Here is a 15,050-nt window from a genome sequence, read left to right on the forward strand (position 1 = left end):
ATAAGTTCTTTTTAGACTTTATACAACCTATTTAATTTCTTTTCTATACGATGAATTGTAACAACCTATAAATGATTAGCTTTTTTACTCTCCCTTATTATACTGCATATAATAAAATATATGATATCAACTGTTTCAATAACCTTATAAGTATTGCATTATCATTTTAGGTGTGATAAATTAGATAAGTGATTTTCATAAAAGTATATATGGAAACTGTATGGTTAGTTTTTGCAAGTAAGGAGGGAAACATATGGCACGCAAATGTGTAATTACAGGTAAAAAAACTCGTTCAGGAAATGCTCGTTCACATGCTATGAATGCTAACAAACGTACTTGGGGTGCAAACCTTCAAAAAGTTCGTATTTTAGTAGATGGAAAACCTAAACGCGTATACGTATCAGCAAGAGCTCTTAAATCTGGTAAAGTTGAGCGAGTTTAATACTATATAAACAAAAAAAGAAGTCGCAAATGCGACTTTTCTTTATTTGTACATAAACTTACCCCAACTCTACATACTCCACAAAAGAAAAGCACCTTGTAAAAGGGTGCTTTTTCTTATCCTTTTTTGAAAGACCCTAACATTGCACGAACAATACCACCTAGGAACCTCGGTAATTTAATCGTATAAAATTTCATAATTTCCCTCCTCAACACAAGTTTCCACGATCTTTTTTCTAATAATGTAATCCAGCTTTATTCTTTATAGTATATTCAAAAAAGAAAAAAGAGTACCATGACACTTTATTGATGCTTCTGATATATCTAAGCTTCTTAACACCATTAATATGCCATCATGGAATGAAAAAGTACCTATTTTATATATAAGTTCAATACTAATACATAGTGGAACTACTACCATAATATGACGATAAAATAAAAAATAGACGAGAATTCTTAATAGAATTCTCGCCTTAAAAAATTAATTCCCTCTAATTTTAGCAATAGCCAACTTACGATCATCTGTATTATAAACAGCAGAACCTGCTACCAGTATAGTTGCTCCCGCTTCAACACAAAGTTTAGCTGTCTGTTCATTTACTCCGCCATCAACTTCGATTTCAACGTTAAGTCCTTTTTCTTTAATGATGGTAGATAGTTCCTTCATTTTCGGAAGGACTGATGCAATAAACGATTGACCACCAAACCCTGGATTAACAGTCATAAATAAAACCATATCAATTTCTTCAATGATGTGTTTAATGGATTCAATCGGTGTTGCCGGATTCAGAACAACACCTGCTTTTACACCAAATGATTTTATTAAGTTAATTGTTCGATGAAGGTGTCGACAAGCTTCTACATGGACAGTGATATAATCTGCCCCAGCTTTAGCAAAGTCAGGAATAAATTGATCAGGATTCTCTATCATTAAATGTACATCCAAAGGCAGATCTGTAACAGGTCTAATTGCATCAACTACTAAGGGACCAATCGTTATATTAGGAACGAAATGACCATCCATTACATCGACATGTATTAGATCTGCTCCTCCTCGCTCTACATCCTTGATCTCCTCACCCAATTTTGAAAAATCTGCAGATAGTATTGACGGTGCGATTTTCACCATAATCCTTTAATACCTCGGCTTTCTATCTTTAATTTCTTCGATAAATTGTACATAATGATCATACCTATATTGCTGAATTTCTCCTGTTTCTAGTTCATTTTTAACCGCACATTTCGGTTCAGAGGTATGTGTACAACCTCTGAATTTACAACCTTTACTGTGTTCCTCGATTTCTGGAAAACAGTAATTCAAATCTTCCACCTCTAAATCCGTAAATTCTAAAGAACTAAAGCCTGGGGTATCAGCAACTAACCCTGTCCCTACCTCAATCAATTCAACATGCCTTGTAGTATGTTTTCCTCTACCAAGGTGGGAAGAGATATTATCAGTTTTCAACCCAAGTTCAGGGCGAAGAACGTTAAGTAGAGATGATTTCCCTACACCTGATTGACCAGCAAACACTGAAATTTTCTCTTGAAGTAATGGGAGTAAAACTTGGACACCATCTTTATCAATAGTAGAGGTTAGAATTACCTCATAGCCAACCTTTTTATAGTCCTGTGCGAAATTAGAGATTTTCTCTTTTTTATCTTCTGGGACCAAATCAGTTTTACTGATACAAATGACTGGTTGGATGTTATTTGCTTCTATTAACACAAGGAACCTATCTAATAATAACGGGCTAAAATCAGGCTCAACTGCGGAGAAAACGAGAATTGCTTGGTCAACATTTGCAATAGGTGGCCTGATTAATTCGTTTTTACGATCATTTACTTCTAAGATATATCCCTCAGTCGAATTATCCGCTTGATAAACAACATGGTCTCCCACCAGAGGGTTCACCTTGTTTTTACGAAACACTCCCCGTCCACGGCATTGTATTATTTCATGATCATGATTTAATACATAATAAAAGCCACTTAAAGCCTTAATAATTTTGCCTTCTGGCATAATTTCACTCCTTGTAATTAACCATCTTCATATGGAATTTCCCTATTATCAACCGGGATTCCATCAATAATAAGTAAGTATCGAGCGTTTTTCCCATAGGGTACCAGAAAAGTAATGGTCCTTGTTTCCGGTTGTGTAATTTCAAAACTCTCATATACCTCTGATAGAGAATGTTCGGCATCCTCAATATTTAAGACAACTTGCTGTGGTGTCCCTTCCTCTGAAGGATTATAAGGGATTGAAATTTCAACTTTTTTTTCTTTCGGTTTTTTCTCTTCCATTCCTAGAGAATAGACCACTTCAATCGTATCTTTTCGATTTAATTCAGTACCCGGCTCTGGAGATTGTGAAATCACAGTTCCTTTAGCTACATCATCAGAATATTGTTCATCACTATTAACATTTAACTCATTTTTTGATGTGTATTCATCCACAGATTCTTTTGTCCAACCAATTAACCTGCTTAATTCGATCTTAGGTGGTCCTTCACTTACCTCAAATGTCACTTCTGTCTCACTAGGAACCACCATTTCACCCTCCTTAATGGATTGCGAAATAATCGTACCTGGATCACTTTCATGATGTATTCTCTCAATATTGATTGATATATACTCTTTCAAACGACCTTTGACCTCTTCAATATCTAACCCTTCATATTGACCAAACTCTTCCTTTTCTTTTCCCGTACTTTCGTATATGGTTACACTAGAACCTTCTCGAACAGTCGAGTTTGCCTTAGGGACCGTTTTAATGACAAATCCCTCTGCTATTTCTTCGTGAGATTGTTCAATAGGATCCTCTATTTTCAACTTCAACTCAACTAACTCATTTAAAGCTTCTTCGTATTCCATATTGGTTAGGTCTGGAATGACTACTTCCTTAGGTAACAGAAGATAAGGAATAATGGTTACCGAGGAAACTGCTGCAGCAGAAATAAGTAGAAAAACGGTTAAAAGAATCACAAAAAGTTTATTTTTCTTTTTACGTGGTTTTGGTTTGTTTTGATTTTTATTCGGTTCGTTCTTGTCTGCCATGTTCTTACGAACAACTGTCTCATTATGGTCAATAGGTTCATTTCTAATAATAGGAATTGCCTTTGTTACTTCATTATCCTCTGGAGTTGCGAAACGTTCTTCATTCATCCTACTAGGACTAAAAGCTGTTCTGATATCCTCTTCCATTTCCTCAACTGTCCCATAGCGGTGAAAGGGATCTTTTGCAGTCGCTTTTAAGATGATATTTTCCACACTTTGTGGAATAGAAGGATTCCATCTCTTAGGTGATGGTGTCTCTGATTGTAAATGCTTTAAGGCAATTGAAACAGCAGACTCTCCATCAAAAGGTACCCTTCCAGTCAACAATTCAAATAAAACAATGCCTAATGAATAAATATCTGATTTATTAGTTGCCATTCCTCCACGGGCTTGCTCAGGAGAGAGGTAATGAACAGAACCCAAAACCGAATTAGTTTGTGTAATGGTTGTTGAACTTAGTGCAACAGCAATTCCAAAATCGGTTACTTTGACGGTTCCATCATTATCGACTAAGATGTTCTGTGGTTTAATATCTCGGTGTACTATATGATTATTGTGTGCATGAGCAATTGCCGAAGTTAATTGCTGGATAATTTCTAAGGCTTCCTTTGAATCAAGTGGTGCATATTTTTGTATGTACTGTTTAAGAGTCTTGCCTGGTACATATTCCATGACAATGTAGTAGATATCATTTTCTTCACCTACATCAAAAATACTTACAACATTTGGGTGTGCCAAACTAGTGGCAGAATGAGCTTCTCGTCTAAAGCGCTTAATTAATTCTTCATCATTTGAAAAATCTAGGCGCAGGATTTTAATGGCAACATCTCTTTCAAGAATAACATCCCTTGCTAAATAGACATTTGCCATTCCACCGCCACCAATGACCTCAAGTATTTTATAGCGGCCACTTAATCGTCTTCCAATGAGCATTCCCATCACCCACTTTCACTCATAGACGGATACTGAACAATGACAAGTGTGATGTTATCTTCCCCACCGTTATCATTTGCCATTTGAACGAGCAATTGTGCTTTCTGTTCCAATTCTTCATTCGTATGTAGAATAGATTTTAGCTCTAATTCAGGTATTTTATTTGTTAATCCATCTGAACATAAAAGAAGCATATCTTCTTCTTCGAAAATAATGGTTTTCATATCAATTTCAACTGTTTGTTCCGTTCCTAACGCTCTGAGAATTACATTCTTTCTTGGATGATGTTCAGCATCTTCTTTGGAAATTTGACCAGATCTCACCAGTTCATTTACTAGTGTATGGTCATTTGTTAATTGATTAAAACCATTTGTATTTGATAGATAACAGCGACTATCGCCTATATGTGCAATTGTCGCAAATGTGTTAGAACAAATAACAGCATCTATGGTTGTCCCCATACCCAAGCATTCACTATTTTCCTGTGAATGCTTGTACAATTCAGAATTTAATCTTGAAATATTGGTTTGTAACCATTTTTCAGCATGTTCTGGGGTTTCAATGTCACTAGATTGTTCCCATCTTTCCTTTAGTAAAGAGGTTGCCATTGAACTAGCAACATCCCCAGCACGATGACCACCCATTCCATCAGCAACAACAGCTAATGTTAAACCATCATTATTCTTAAATACACCACAGCTATCTTCATTATGTGGTCTCACTTTTCCCCTGTCAGATAAACATACCGATTTCATTGCTTCACCTCGTCTCCTCTTTTCGCTCCTTTGCACGCAGTTGTCCACAAGCAGCATCTATATCGTGACCATGCTCTCGGCGAATCGTCACATTTACTTTATGTTTTTTTAATGTTTTCTCAAACTCAAAGATTTGATCCTTTGGTGTTCTTACGTAGTCTCTTTCAGGAACATAGTTTACAGGAATTAAATTCACATGACAATTAATACCTTTTATTAATTGTGCTAATTCTTCTGCATGTTCTACTTGATCATTAACTCCTCCAAATAAGCCATACTCAAAGCTAACACGTCTACCTGTTTTATCAACATAATAACGGATTGCTTTCATAAGGTCAGGTAGGTTATATGCACGATTTATTGGCATTAGCTTTCCACGAATATCATTATTTGGGGCATGTAGTGATAATGCAAAATTGATTTGTAGGTTTTCATCCGCAAATTGATAAATTTTAGGGATAATCCCACTTGTTGAAACAGTAATGTGTCTAGCTCCAATGTTCAATCCTTTATCATGGTTTATAATTTTTAAGAAGGATAACATTTCATCATAATTATCAAAAGGTTCACCGATTCCCATTATAACTACATGACTAACACGTTCATCCAGTTCGTCCAGTGCTTGTTGAACTTTTACAACCTGTGCAACAATTTCCCCTGCCTCAAGATTTCTTTTTAAACCACCTAAAGTAGAGGCACAGAATGTACAACCAATACGACAACCAACTTGGGTTGTTACACAAACAGAATTACCATAATTATGGCGCATTAAAACCGTTTCAATTGAATAGCCATCATGAAGTTCAAATAAGAATTTCATAGTTCCATCTTTTGATGTTTGCTGAATTAATGTCTTTAATGTAGTGAAATTAAAATGTGCTGCTAATTTTTGTCTTAATTCCTTTGATAGATTGCTCATCTCTTCAAAATTAGACACTCTTTTTTCATATAACCATTCAAAAATTTGAGTCGCTCTGAAGGGTTTTTCTCCATTTTCACTTAGCCAAGTTTTCATCTCTTCTAACTGAAGAGTGTAAATTGATGGCTTCTTATTATCTTTCTCTGTAGATGTCACTGTTGTTTTTACTTCTTCCATTAACTTTACACCTGCTTTCTAAAACTAGCAATAAAAAATCCATCCGTACCAAAATAATGAGGTAGTAGCTGTACTTTTCCATTTGAAACATATTCCTTCACTTTTTCAGGAAGTCTGTTTGAGAGTTCACTGTCCAATTGAAAACTCGGATTAAAATCTAGAAACTCTTTTACTACTTGTTCGTTTTCTTCTTCGTCAATAGTGCATGTACTATAGACGAGTGTTCCTCCATTTTTCACGAGAGGAGCTACTGCATCTAAAATTGATTTTTGAACCTTTTTCAATTGATGAATGTCCTGTTCGCTTTTTGCATATTTGATGTCAGGCTTTCTACGTATTACCCCAAAACCAGAACAAGGTGCATCCACTAATATTTTATCAAATGTTTCATTTTCAAAATGCTCTCCAACTGAACGACTGTCCATTGCTTTTGTATGAACATTAGTTAGTCCTAACCTGCTCACTTGTTCATCAATGAGTTTTATTTTATGGTTATGAAGATCAAGTGAGGTAACCGAACCACTATTTTCGAGTAACTCCGCAATATGTGTTGTCTTACCACCAGGAGCTGCACAACTATCCAGCACCACATCACCATTTTCGAGTCCAAGAGCGTGAGCAACTAGCATGGAACTCTCATCCTGTATTGTTATTAATCCAGCTTTAAACAAGTTGGAATGAGCGATATTTCCTTTATTTATTTTTATACTATTTGGTGAAAGGTCTCCCACACTTGCTTCAATACCCTCTGACTTTAGTGTTTCTAACACCTCATCAACTGTTGTTTTGGTCATATTCACTCTAGCGCTATGGATTGGTGGTACAAGATTGACTTCACACATCTTCTTAGCATTTTCATAGCCAAATGACTTAACCCAACGGGAAACTAGCCATGTAGGATGACTTGTTTCGATTGATAATTTCTCAATTGGGTCTGAGATATCCTCTGTACTTGGTAAGCCATTACGCTGAATCGTTCTTAATACGCCATTCACCATCGATGCAATTCCTTTATGCCCTCTTTTTTTAGCAATTTCAACTGCTTCAAAAAGGACTGCACGCTCTGGTATTCGATCTAAATAGACCATTTGGTATAATGATAAGCGCAATAAAACAATTACCCAATTTTCAACTTTCTTTTTATTATTAACAAAAGGAGATAAATAGAAGTCAAGTGTATCTCTTCTTTGGATTGTTCCATATACAATCTCTGTTAATAACCCAGTATCTTTACTTGATAATTCATGCTTTTGTATCATTTTATTTAATAATAAATTACTATAAGCTTGATTTTTCTCAATTGATAGTAAGATTTCAAGCACTACTTCTCTAACATTTTTATTTGCCATTTTTTTACCCTAACTTATCTCCGACTTTAATTGTTGACCCTCTTAAGAATTGTTCAGCAGTCATTCGTTTTTTACCAGCAGGTTGTAATTCTTTAATTCTTATGTAAGTAGCATCTCCAGTTGAAATGATTATGCCCCTATCCTCAATCTCTGTAATTACTCCAGCTTCAGCATTTGACGAACGATTCGTTGGAATTTTTTCTGCCCACCATAACTTAACAACCTCACCTTGGAATGTGGTATATGCTACTGGCCACGGATGTAAACCACGGATGTGGTTGTATATATCATTACCTTTTCTAGACCAATCTATTTTTTCTTGCTCTCTTTTAATATTTGAAGCAAATGTAGCTTTGGAATCGTCCTGTTTAATAGGAATAATCTTATCATCAAGAAGTAGGGGAATTGTTTCAGATAATAGCTTTGAACCTGCTGCACTCAATTTATCATGAAGAGAACCTACATGGTCATCTTCTAAAATTGGAACCTCCACTTGAGTAAGAATATCACCTGCATCAAGCTTCTTGACCATATACATAATTGTTACACCCGTTTTTTCCTTCCCTTCTATAATTGCATAATGTATTGGCGCTCCCCCTCTTAATTCAGGAAGTAGGGAAGCATGTACATTAATACAACCATATTTTGGTGCTTCTAAAATTTCTTGTGGAAGTATTTGTCCAAATGCTGCTGTAACAATGAGATCTGGTTTGAGCTCTAATACCTTGGTTAATTCACTTTCTTCCTTAATTTTCTCAGGCTGTAGCACTGGAATATTATGCTTTAAAGCTTCTACTTTCACAGGAGGTGGTGTTAACACTCTCTTCCTACCAACAGGACGATCTGGCTGTGTCACTACACCAACAATATGGTATCCATCTTCAATTAGTTGCCTAAGAACGGGTACTGAAAAATCGGGAGTACCCATAAATACTATTCTTTCCATTTACAATCCTACCCTTCTAATTCGCCTTCTTCGTAATATCTTAAGACCTTTGATGTAAATAAGATTCCATTCAAGTGATCAATCTCATGTTGAATCGCTCTTGCTAGAAACCCACTTGCCTCAAGTGTATATGTCTTGCCTCGACGGTTTTGAGCTCTAACATGAATTGTCTGGGAACGACTAACTTCTCCAAATAATCCTGGAAAACTTAAACACCCCTCAGGTCCTGTTTGTTCACCACTAAAAGAGATAATAGATGGATTAATAAGGTCAATACGCCCATGTTTATCACCAATATCAACGATTGCAATTTGCTTGGTTACACCAATTTGCGGTGCTGCTAAACCCACACCATCTGCCTCAAGCATTGTATCATACATGTTATTCAATAGCTTGGTTAAAGCTTGATCAAAGCTCGTTACCCTTTCACATTTTTTTTCTAGTATTTCTGATGGGTGCTCAACAATTTTTAATAAAGGCAAAACTGTTCCTCCAAATGCAAGTATTCTCGTGTAGTAATACTACTAATTATTACCATAGAGTAAGAAATTTATATTTATCGTTACATTAAAATGTATGGATTAAGATCAAAAGAGAGACCAAGCCCTTTGCCTGAGATTTCTCTTTGATATCTTGTTAAGATTTGTTTCAAAAGCTTCGTTAAGTTCGGTTCTTGCTTGTATTTTATCATGCATTGATACCGATATCTATTATTGATCCTTGGAATTGGTGAAGCAACAGGCCCTAAAATAATCGCTTGTTCTGACAAAGAATTACGTAAATGAGAAGTAATTTTCTCTGCCACCTCAACTACCTTTAATACCTCCGGATGCGAAATGGATAATAATGCCATAAAATAATAGGGTGGATATGCATGTTGTCTTCTTATCGACATTTCGTTTTGGTAGAAAGAATCATAGTCATGATGACTTGCTAATTGGATACTATAATGTTCTGGTGTATAAGTCTGTACAACGACTTCTCCAAGCAACTCATGTCTTCCGGCTCTTCCACTAACTTGAGTTAATAATTGAAACGTTTTTTCAGATGATCGGAAGTCGGGTAGATGCAACATCGTATCAGCAGCTAAAACACCGACCAATGTGACATAAGGAAAGTCTAGACCCTTAGCAATCATTTGAGTGCCAAGTAAGATATCAGCTTTCCTCTCACCAAAATCATTCAGAAGTCGCTCATGCGCACCTTTTCTACTAGTGGTATCTACATCCATCCGTATGACTCTTGCCTGGGGAAGTATCTTTGTTAATTCTTCCTCTACTTTTTGTGTTCCAGTTCCAAAAAAACGAATATGCTCACTATCACACTCAGGGCATGTCTTAAGCATCGGAATTTCATGTGCACAATAATGACATTTAAGCGACTGACTTGAACGATGATATGTTAAGGAAATATCACAATGTGGACAATTCATTACAAATCCACAGTCACGACACATTACAAATGAAGAATAGCCTCTTCGATTTAATAGGAGAACCGATTGCTCCTTCTTTTCTAATCGATCATTTAATTTTTCAAATAGAGATGTGGAGAACATAGACCGGTTACCGCCCTTTAATTCCTCACGCATATCAACAATCTCTACTGTTGGTAAGGGTCTATCATTCACCCTTTCCCTTAATGTTAGTAATTTATACACATCCTTGGAAGTTCTAGCAAAGGATTCTAGAGTTGGGGTTGCACTACCTAAAATTACAGGGCAATTATGGTATTGTCCTCGAAATATAGAAACATCCCTTGCATGGTACCGAGGATTGTCTTCTTGTTTATAGCTTGTCTCATGCTCTTCATCAATAATAATAATTCCAACATTTTCAAACGGCGCAAAAACAGCTGACCTTGCACCGACAACAACACTCACTTCTTTTCGGTGAATCTTTCTCCATTCATCATACTTCTCACCCGTACCTAATCCACTATGTAATACAGCCACCTTTGATCCGAATCGTCCTTTAAAACGTTTGACCATCTGTGGTGTTAAGGAAATTTCTGGGACAAGCACAATTGCTTCTTGTCCTTTTTTTAGCACAGTTTCGATTGACTGCAAATATACCTCAGTCTTTCCACTTCCCGTTACACCATATAATAAAAATACTTCATGTTGATCTTCTTCAATGGATTGTAGGATTGGTGTAATGACCTTTGTTTGTTCTTTCGTTAACGGTAGAGGAGTAGTTGGTTCAAAGTGATGATGTTCAAAAGGATCTCTATAGGATTCAACATTAACCTGTTTTAACACACCTTTTTTAATAAGCGTTTTGATCGAAGCCTCTGTACCATTTACTATATTCAATAAGTCTTTTATTTCAACTGAATCAGGTTTTTTTATAAAGTATTCAATCGTTTCCTTTTGTTTTATTGCTTGTGATGGAAGAGTTTTTAACAGCTCCATTAATTCCTCTTTTGATAAGACTGGTAAAACATGCCTTACTGTCTTTTTGGAGGCACGGTCTTTTACTTTGTAAACGACTTCTAATGAACCTGACTGTATTGCCTTTTGGAATAATGTAAGTTCATTGCTTTTCTCCACTTGCTCCCAAGGTACTACATGATTGATTTGAAACCATTTACTAATTACTGGGTCCAACTTCTCCAAAAATTCATTTGAAGTCAATCGAATTTCCTTTTCATATTTTGCTCTCATAGCAGCCGGTAACATGACTTGTAGTGCTGATATCTTAAAACTAAGTGTCTTCTCAGTTAACCAGTTACCTACATCTAATAGTTCCTTTGTTAAAACTGGAGTTAAATCTAAAATTGTATGGATTTCCTTTAATTTCTCGATTTCTGTTGTCTCACTAATCTCCATTACAAACCCTTGAACCTTTCTTGGACCAAATGGAACAATTACTCGCATTCCTGGTGCGATAAGATCGTTCCACTTTGGAGGAATCAAGTAGTCAAATAGACGATCAGTTTGCATGGCCGGAACATCAACTACTACACGTGCTGTCTTCATCGACTTTCATCCATTAATAGTTTAGAAGCCTCTTCTATAATACATTTAGCCACTTCTTTCTTTGATAATAGTGGTAACTTAGTAGATGTACCATCCTTTTTATACATCGTCACAATATTCGTCTCAGATGCAAAACCAGCACCTGCCTCTGTTAGATTATTCGCAACAACCATATCTAAGTTTTTGGAATTTAATTTCTTTCTGGCATACTCTTCTACATGTTCAGTTTCAGCGGCAAAACCAACTAAGAGCTGTCCTCTCTTCTGATCACCAAGGGTTTTTAGAATATCAATTGTTCTTTCCATCTCTATATTAATGTTGCCTGGTTGTTTTTTCACTTTATTATTCATCACTATCGTTGGACGATAATCTGCGACAGCAGCGGTTTTTATAACAAGATCGACATTTTCATAAACTGCCATAACTTGTTCAAACATCTCTTGTGCTGTCTCAATATGAATAATCTTTACATTTGTAGGCACTGGAAGGCTAGTTGGACCTGAAATTAAAAGCACTTCTGCTCCTGATTTTGCTGCCTCCTCTGCAATTGCATAACCCATCTTCCCTGTTGAATGGTTCGATACAAACCGAACAGGATCAATCATCTCTCTCGTTGGTCCTGCAGTCACTAGCACTCTCTTACCTTTCAAACGATCTGTTGAAGTATCGAAGAAGGAATTCAGAATCTCAAGAATTTTTTCAGGTTCTTCTAACCTTCCCTTTCCAACATATCCACACGCAAGATGCCCTTCTGAGGGCTCAATAAAACGATATCCATAGTTTGCAAGTGTAAGGATGTTTTTTTGTACAGCTGGATGATCATACATATGTACATTCATTGCAGGAGCGATCCAAACTGGAGCAGTTGTTGCTAATAGTGTTGTCGTTACCATATCATCTGCCAAACCATTTGCAAGTTTCCCGATGATATTAGCAGTTGCAGGAGCAACAATCACTAAATCTGCCCAATCTGCCAAATCTATATGTGCAATTACTCGCGAGTCCTTTTCATCAAATGTATCGTAAAATACATCGTTCCGTGATAGTGCCTGAAAAGTAAGTGGTGAGACAAACTCTTTGGCAGATTCTGTCATAACAACTTTTACGTTTGCACCTGCCTGTGTTAATTTACTTGTTAATGCTGCTGCCTTATAAACAGCAATCCCACCACTCACACAAAGCAAAATCTTCTTTTGATTAAGCATACGTATCCCCCATCTTCAAATTTCTCTTTAAAGCTTAAGGCGTCTTCAAATTCTCCTAAAATTAAAAAAAGACTGTCCCATGTGCAAAGTGCCAGGCACTTATTGGACAGCCCCTCATAAATTATTCTGCGTTAGTAGTCGTTGGAGTTGTATCAACATGGTCATTTTTTTCAGATGTGTAAGTTAATACTCCTGCATCTATTTCTTCTAATGCTTTCCCAACGAACTTGTGAGAACGAGGTTTTACCATTCTTTGATCTTTGTTTTGTTGCATTAAACGTGCTCTTTTTGCAGCCACAGTCACCAAAGTGTATTTAGAATCTAATTTATTCATTAACTTATCTATTGATGGATATAACATATTAAAATTCAGCCTCCATTATCTTTTTATAACGACGTGATACTCTTTCCCTTTTACAATGTTCCGCAGTAACAATTGACATAATACGATCACAAGCAAGCTCAACTTTGTCATTCTCTACCACATAATCGTATGCGTCCATCATTTCAATTTCTTCTCTTGCTACCTTCATTCGATTATTAATTAAGTCTTCAGACTCAGTACCTCTTGTAACAATTCGGTTTTTTAATTCACTAAGGCTAGGTGGCATTAAGAAAATAAACAGTCCTTCTGGGAAAGCTTTACGTACTTGTAATGCACCTTGAACTTCAATCTCTAAAAAGACATCTTTTCCTTTTTGCAAGGTTTCTTCAACATAATCAACCGGTGTTCCATAATAGTTCCCTACATATTCTGCCCATTCTAATAATTTATCAGCCTCAATTAGATTTTCAAATTCTTCTCTAGATTTAAAAAAATAATCGATCCCATCTAATTCACCATCACGGGGACTTCTTGTTGTCATTGAAATTGAATATTGTAGTTTAGTATCAGGCTGTGAAAACAGTTCCTTACGAACAGTTCCCTTTCCAACTCCTGACGGTCCGGAAAGGACAATTAGTAATCCTCTTTCAGTCATAATATTTAATGATACCTACCCTTCATCTTGTATGTCATCTTTATTTGTTAATCGTTGAGCTACTGTTTCTGGTTGTACAGCAGAGAGTATCACATGGTCACTGTCCATAATAATCACGGCACGGGTTCTTCTACCATATGTTGCATCAATTAACATACCTCGATCCCGAGCTTCTTGAATGGTCCTTTTGATAGGAGCAGATTCTGGACTTACAATTGAGATAATACGATTAGCAGAAACAATATTTCCAAATCCTATATTAATTAATTTAATGTTCATCCATGCTCCCCCAATACTTCCCTAAAATCTATTTTTACCGCTAGAAGTCTTTCATAATCAGGAAATGAAATTTTCTATTCAATATTCTGAACTTGCTCTTTTACTTTTTCTAACAAGCTCTTAATATCAACTACAAGTATTGAAATGCTTTCGTCATTCGCTTTCGCACCAATTGTATTAATTTCTCTATTCATTTCTTGTACAATGAAATCAAGCTTTCTTCCAACTGCACCACTATTTTGAAGAGTATCGATAAACTGACTTGCGTGACTTTTTAGTCTTGTTATCTCTTCATTAATGTCTGCTTTCTCAGCAAAGATTGCGACTTCAGTTATAAATTTACTTTCATCAATGGTATCAGAAACATATTCGCTCACTTTTTTAATCATTCTATCACGGTAATTTTGAATGACAGTAGGAGCTAAAAGTGAAATCTGTTCAACCAAGTTCATAATATGTAAGATTTGTTCTTTTATTATATTATAAAGCTGTTTACCTTCTACTTCTCTCATTTCTTTTAATTGGTCCATAGCTGAGTGGACTGCTTTAAGAATAAAGGATTGCAACTCTGGATAATCGGTTTCTTCTTCAACTATTGAAGTAACACCCTCTAGATTAATTAACCTTTCGATTGTCACATCTTCCTTTAATGAGTATCGACCCTTTACTTGGGTGAGGAGTTCATAGTAATTGTCCATTAAACCCCAGTCAATTTCTACTTTCCGCTTAACAATGCCCTCTCCATCAACTGTTAAAAAAAGCTCGATCCTACCACGATTTACGTATTCATGGACTGCCTTTTTAATTTTATCTTCAATAACCATCAGTTGTCTAGGCATTCTTAACTGAATTTCACAAAAACGATGGTTTACTGACTTCACTTCAACAGTAACACTCAATGCCGCTGTCGACTCTGTGGCTCTGCCAAAACCTGTCATACTTACAATCATAAATCATCACATCCAAAATACGCTAAAATTATATTTTATCATTGATTATATCATATTAATAGCCACTTCATAAAAAAAGGTAATA

16 protein-coding genes are annotated in these 15,050 nt (G+C 36.0%); 1 reads left to right on the forward strand and 15 read right to left on the reverse strand.

The window, feature by feature from the left end; translation table 11 throughout:
• Positions 1-253: 253 nt before the first annotated feature.
• Positions 254-442, forward strand: coding sequence for a 50S ribosomal protein L28 (gene rpmB / locus BLQ56_RS04425; protein ID WP_078547210.1), 189 nt, complete (start codon positions 254-256; stop codon positions 440-442).
• 116 nt (positions 443-558) lie between these two features.
• Here the strand turns inward: rpmB and spoVM are convergent, their stop codons facing one another.
• From spoVM to BLQ56_RS04500, 15 genes are all read right to left on the reverse strand, one after another.
• The gene (gene spoVM, locus BLQ56_RS04430) at positions 559-639 is read right to left on the reverse strand and encodes a stage V sporulation protein SpoVM (protein ID WP_057996873.1); all 81 of its coding nucleotides are present in this window, start codon (positions 637-639) and stop codon (positions 559-561) included.
• 283 nt (positions 640-922) lie between these two features.
• Positions 923-1,570 (reverse strand): ribulose-phosphate 3-epimerase, encoded by a 648-nt coding sequence (rpe, locus tag BLQ56_RS04435; protein WP_090850364.1) that lies wholly within the window; start codon positions 1,568-1,570, stop codon positions 923-925.
• Positions 1,571-1,576: 6 nt separating this feature from the next.
• Positions 1,577-2,461: a ribosome small subunit-dependent GTPase A gene (gene rsgA, locus BLQ56_RS04440; protein ID WP_090850365.1), complete on the reverse strand. Its 885-nt coding sequence runs from the start codon at positions 2,459-2,461 to the stop codon at positions 1,577-1,579.
• A gap of 17 nt (positions 2,462-2,478) precedes the next feature.
• On the reverse strand, positions 2,479-4,428 hold the full coding sequence (gene pknB, locus BLQ56_RS04445; protein ID WP_090851282.1) for a Stk1 family PASTA domain-containing Ser/Thr kinase: 1,950 nt from the start codon (positions 4,426-4,428) through the stop codon (positions 2,479-2,481).
• 5 nt (positions 4,429-4,433) lie between these two features.
• Entirely contained in the window at positions 4,434-5,183 is a 750-nt protein-coding gene (locus BLQ56_RS04450) for a Stp1/IreP family PP2C-type Ser/Thr phosphatase (RefSeq protein WP_090850367.1), read from the reverse strand.
• 4 nt (positions 5,184-5,187) lie between these two features.
• Positions 5,188-6,279 carry a dual-specificity RNA methyltransferase RlmN gene (gene rlmN, locus BLQ56_RS04455; RefSeq protein ID WP_090850369.1) on the reverse strand — a complete coding sequence of 364 codons (1,092 nt, stop codon included), beginning with the start codon at positions 6,277-6,279 and terminating at the stop codon, positions 5,188-5,190.
• A gap of 5 nt (positions 6,280-6,284) precedes the next feature.
• Complete coding sequence (gene rsmB / locus BLQ56_RS04460; protein ID WP_090850371.1) at positions 6,285-7,628, reverse strand: 16S rRNA (cytosine(967)-C(5))-methyltransferase RsmB; 1,344 nt, start codon at positions 7,626-7,628, stop codon at positions 6,285-6,287.
• 4 nt (positions 7,629-7,632) lie between these two features.
• Entirely contained in the window at positions 7,633-8,574 is a 942-nt protein-coding gene (gene fmt / locus BLQ56_RS04465) for a methionyl-tRNA formyltransferase (RefSeq protein ID WP_090850373.1), read from the reverse strand.
• Positions 8,575-8,582: 8 nt separating this feature from the next.
• Positions 8,583-9,056 (reverse strand): peptide deformylase, encoded by a 474-nt coding sequence (gene def / locus BLQ56_RS04470; protein ID WP_090850375.1) that lies wholly within the window; start codon positions 9,054-9,056, stop codon positions 8,583-8,585.
• An 80-nt stretch (positions 9,057-9,136) separates the two neighbouring features.
• Positions 9,137-11,551, reverse strand: a complete 2,415-nt coding sequence (gene priA / locus BLQ56_RS04475; protein WP_090850376.1) for a primosomal protein N' — start codon at positions 11,549-11,551, stop codon at positions 9,137-9,139.
• Positions 11,548-12,756, reverse strand: a complete 1,209-nt coding sequence (gene coaBC, locus BLQ56_RS04480) for a bifunctional phosphopantothenoylcysteine decarboxylase/phosphopantothenate--cysteine ligase CoaBC (RefSeq protein ID WP_090850378.1) — start codon at positions 12,754-12,756, stop codon at positions 11,548-11,550. The genes priA and coaBC overlap by 4 nt, the downstream gene beginning before the upstream one ends.
• A 121-nt stretch (positions 12,757-12,877) precedes the next feature.
• Positions 12,878-13,117: a DNA-directed RNA polymerase subunit omega gene (gene rpoZ, locus BLQ56_RS04485; protein WP_090850380.1), complete on the reverse strand. Its 240-nt coding sequence runs from the start codon at positions 13,115-13,117 to the stop codon at positions 12,878-12,880.
• Between the two features lies 1 nt (position 13,118).
• Complete coding sequence (gene gmk / locus BLQ56_RS04490; protein ID WP_090850382.1) at positions 13,119-13,736, reverse strand: guanylate kinase; 618 nt, start codon at positions 13,734-13,736, stop codon at positions 13,119-13,121.
• Between the two features lie 15 nt (positions 13,737-13,751).
• Entirely contained in the window at positions 13,752-14,015 is a 264-nt protein-coding gene (gene remA, locus BLQ56_RS04495) for an extracellular matrix/biofilm regulator RemA (RefSeq protein WP_090850384.1), read from the reverse strand.
• A gap of 74 nt (positions 14,016-14,089) precedes the next feature.
• Positions 14,090-14,965 (reverse strand): YicC/YloC family endoribonuclease, encoded by an 876-nt coding sequence (locus BLQ56_RS04500; protein ID WP_090850386.1) that lies wholly within the window; start codon positions 14,963-14,965, stop codon positions 14,090-14,092.
• Positions 14,966-15,050 lie beyond the last annotated feature (85 nt).

Source organism: Litchfieldia salsa (assembly GCF_900104555.1).
GTDB classification, from domain to species: domain Bacteria; phylum Bacillota; class Bacilli; order Bacillales; family Bacillaceae_L; genus Litchfieldia; species Litchfieldia salsa.

What these genes read in the sequence shown, in the direction of transcription:
- rpmB (WP_078547210.1), top strand. Translation starts at nt 254, where the DNA reads ATGGCACGCAAATGTGTAATTACAGGTAAAAAAACTCGTTCAGGAAAT.
- spoVM (WP_057996873.1), bottom strand. Translation starts at nt 639, where the DNA reads ATGAAATTTTATACGATTAAATTACCGAGGTTCCTAGGTGGTATTGTT.
- rpe (WP_090850364.1), bottom strand. Translation starts at nt 1,570, where the DNA reads ATGGTGAAAATCGCACCGTCAATACTATCTGCAGATTTTTCAAAATTG.
- rsgA (WP_090850365.1), bottom strand. Translation starts at nt 2,461, where the DNA reads ATGCCAGAAGGCAAAATTATTAAGGCTTTAAGTGGCTTTTATTATGTA.
- pknB (WP_090851282.1), bottom strand. Translation starts at nt 4,428, where the DNA reads ATGCTCATTGGAAGACGATTAAGTGGCCGCTATAAAATACTTGAGGTC.
- BLQ56_RS04450 (WP_090850367.1), bottom strand. Translation starts at nt 5,183, where the DNA reads ATGAAATCGGTATGTTTATCTGACAGGGGAAAAGTGAGACCACATAAT.
- rlmN (WP_090850369.1), bottom strand. Translation starts at nt 6,279, where the DNA reads ATGGAAGAAGTAAAAACAACAGTGACATCTACAGAGAAAGATAATAAG.
- rsmB (WP_090850371.1), bottom strand. Translation starts at nt 7,628, where the DNA reads ATGGCAAATAAAAATGTTAGAGAAGTAGTGCTTGAAATCTTACTATCA.
- fmt (WP_090850373.1), bottom strand. Translation starts at nt 8,574, where the DNA reads ATGGAAAGAATAGTATTTATGGGTACTCCCGATTTTTCAGTACCCGTT.
- priA (WP_090850376.1), bottom strand. Translation starts at nt 11,551, where the DNA reads ATGAAGACAGCACGTGTAGTAGTTGATGTTCCGGCCATGCAAACTGAT.
- coaBC (WP_090850378.1), bottom strand. Translation starts at nt 12,756, where the DNA reads ATGCTTAATCAAAAGAAGATTTTGCTTTGTGTGAGTGGTGGGATTGCT.
- rpoZ (WP_090850380.1), bottom strand. Translation starts at nt 13,117, where the DNA reads ATGTTATATCCATCAATAGATAAGTTAATGAATAAATTAGATTCTAAA.
- gmk (WP_090850382.1), bottom strand. Translation starts at nt 13,736, where the DNA reads ATGACTGAAAGAGGATTACTAATTGTCCTTTCCGGACCGTCAGGAGTT.
- remA (WP_090850384.1), bottom strand. Translation starts at nt 14,015, where the DNA reads ATGAACATTAAATTAATTAATATAGGATTTGGAAATATTGTTTCTGCT.
- BLQ56_RS04500 (WP_090850386.1), bottom strand. Translation starts at nt 14,965, where the DNA reads ATGATTGTAAGTATGACAGGTTTTGGCAGAGCCACAGAGTCGACAGCG.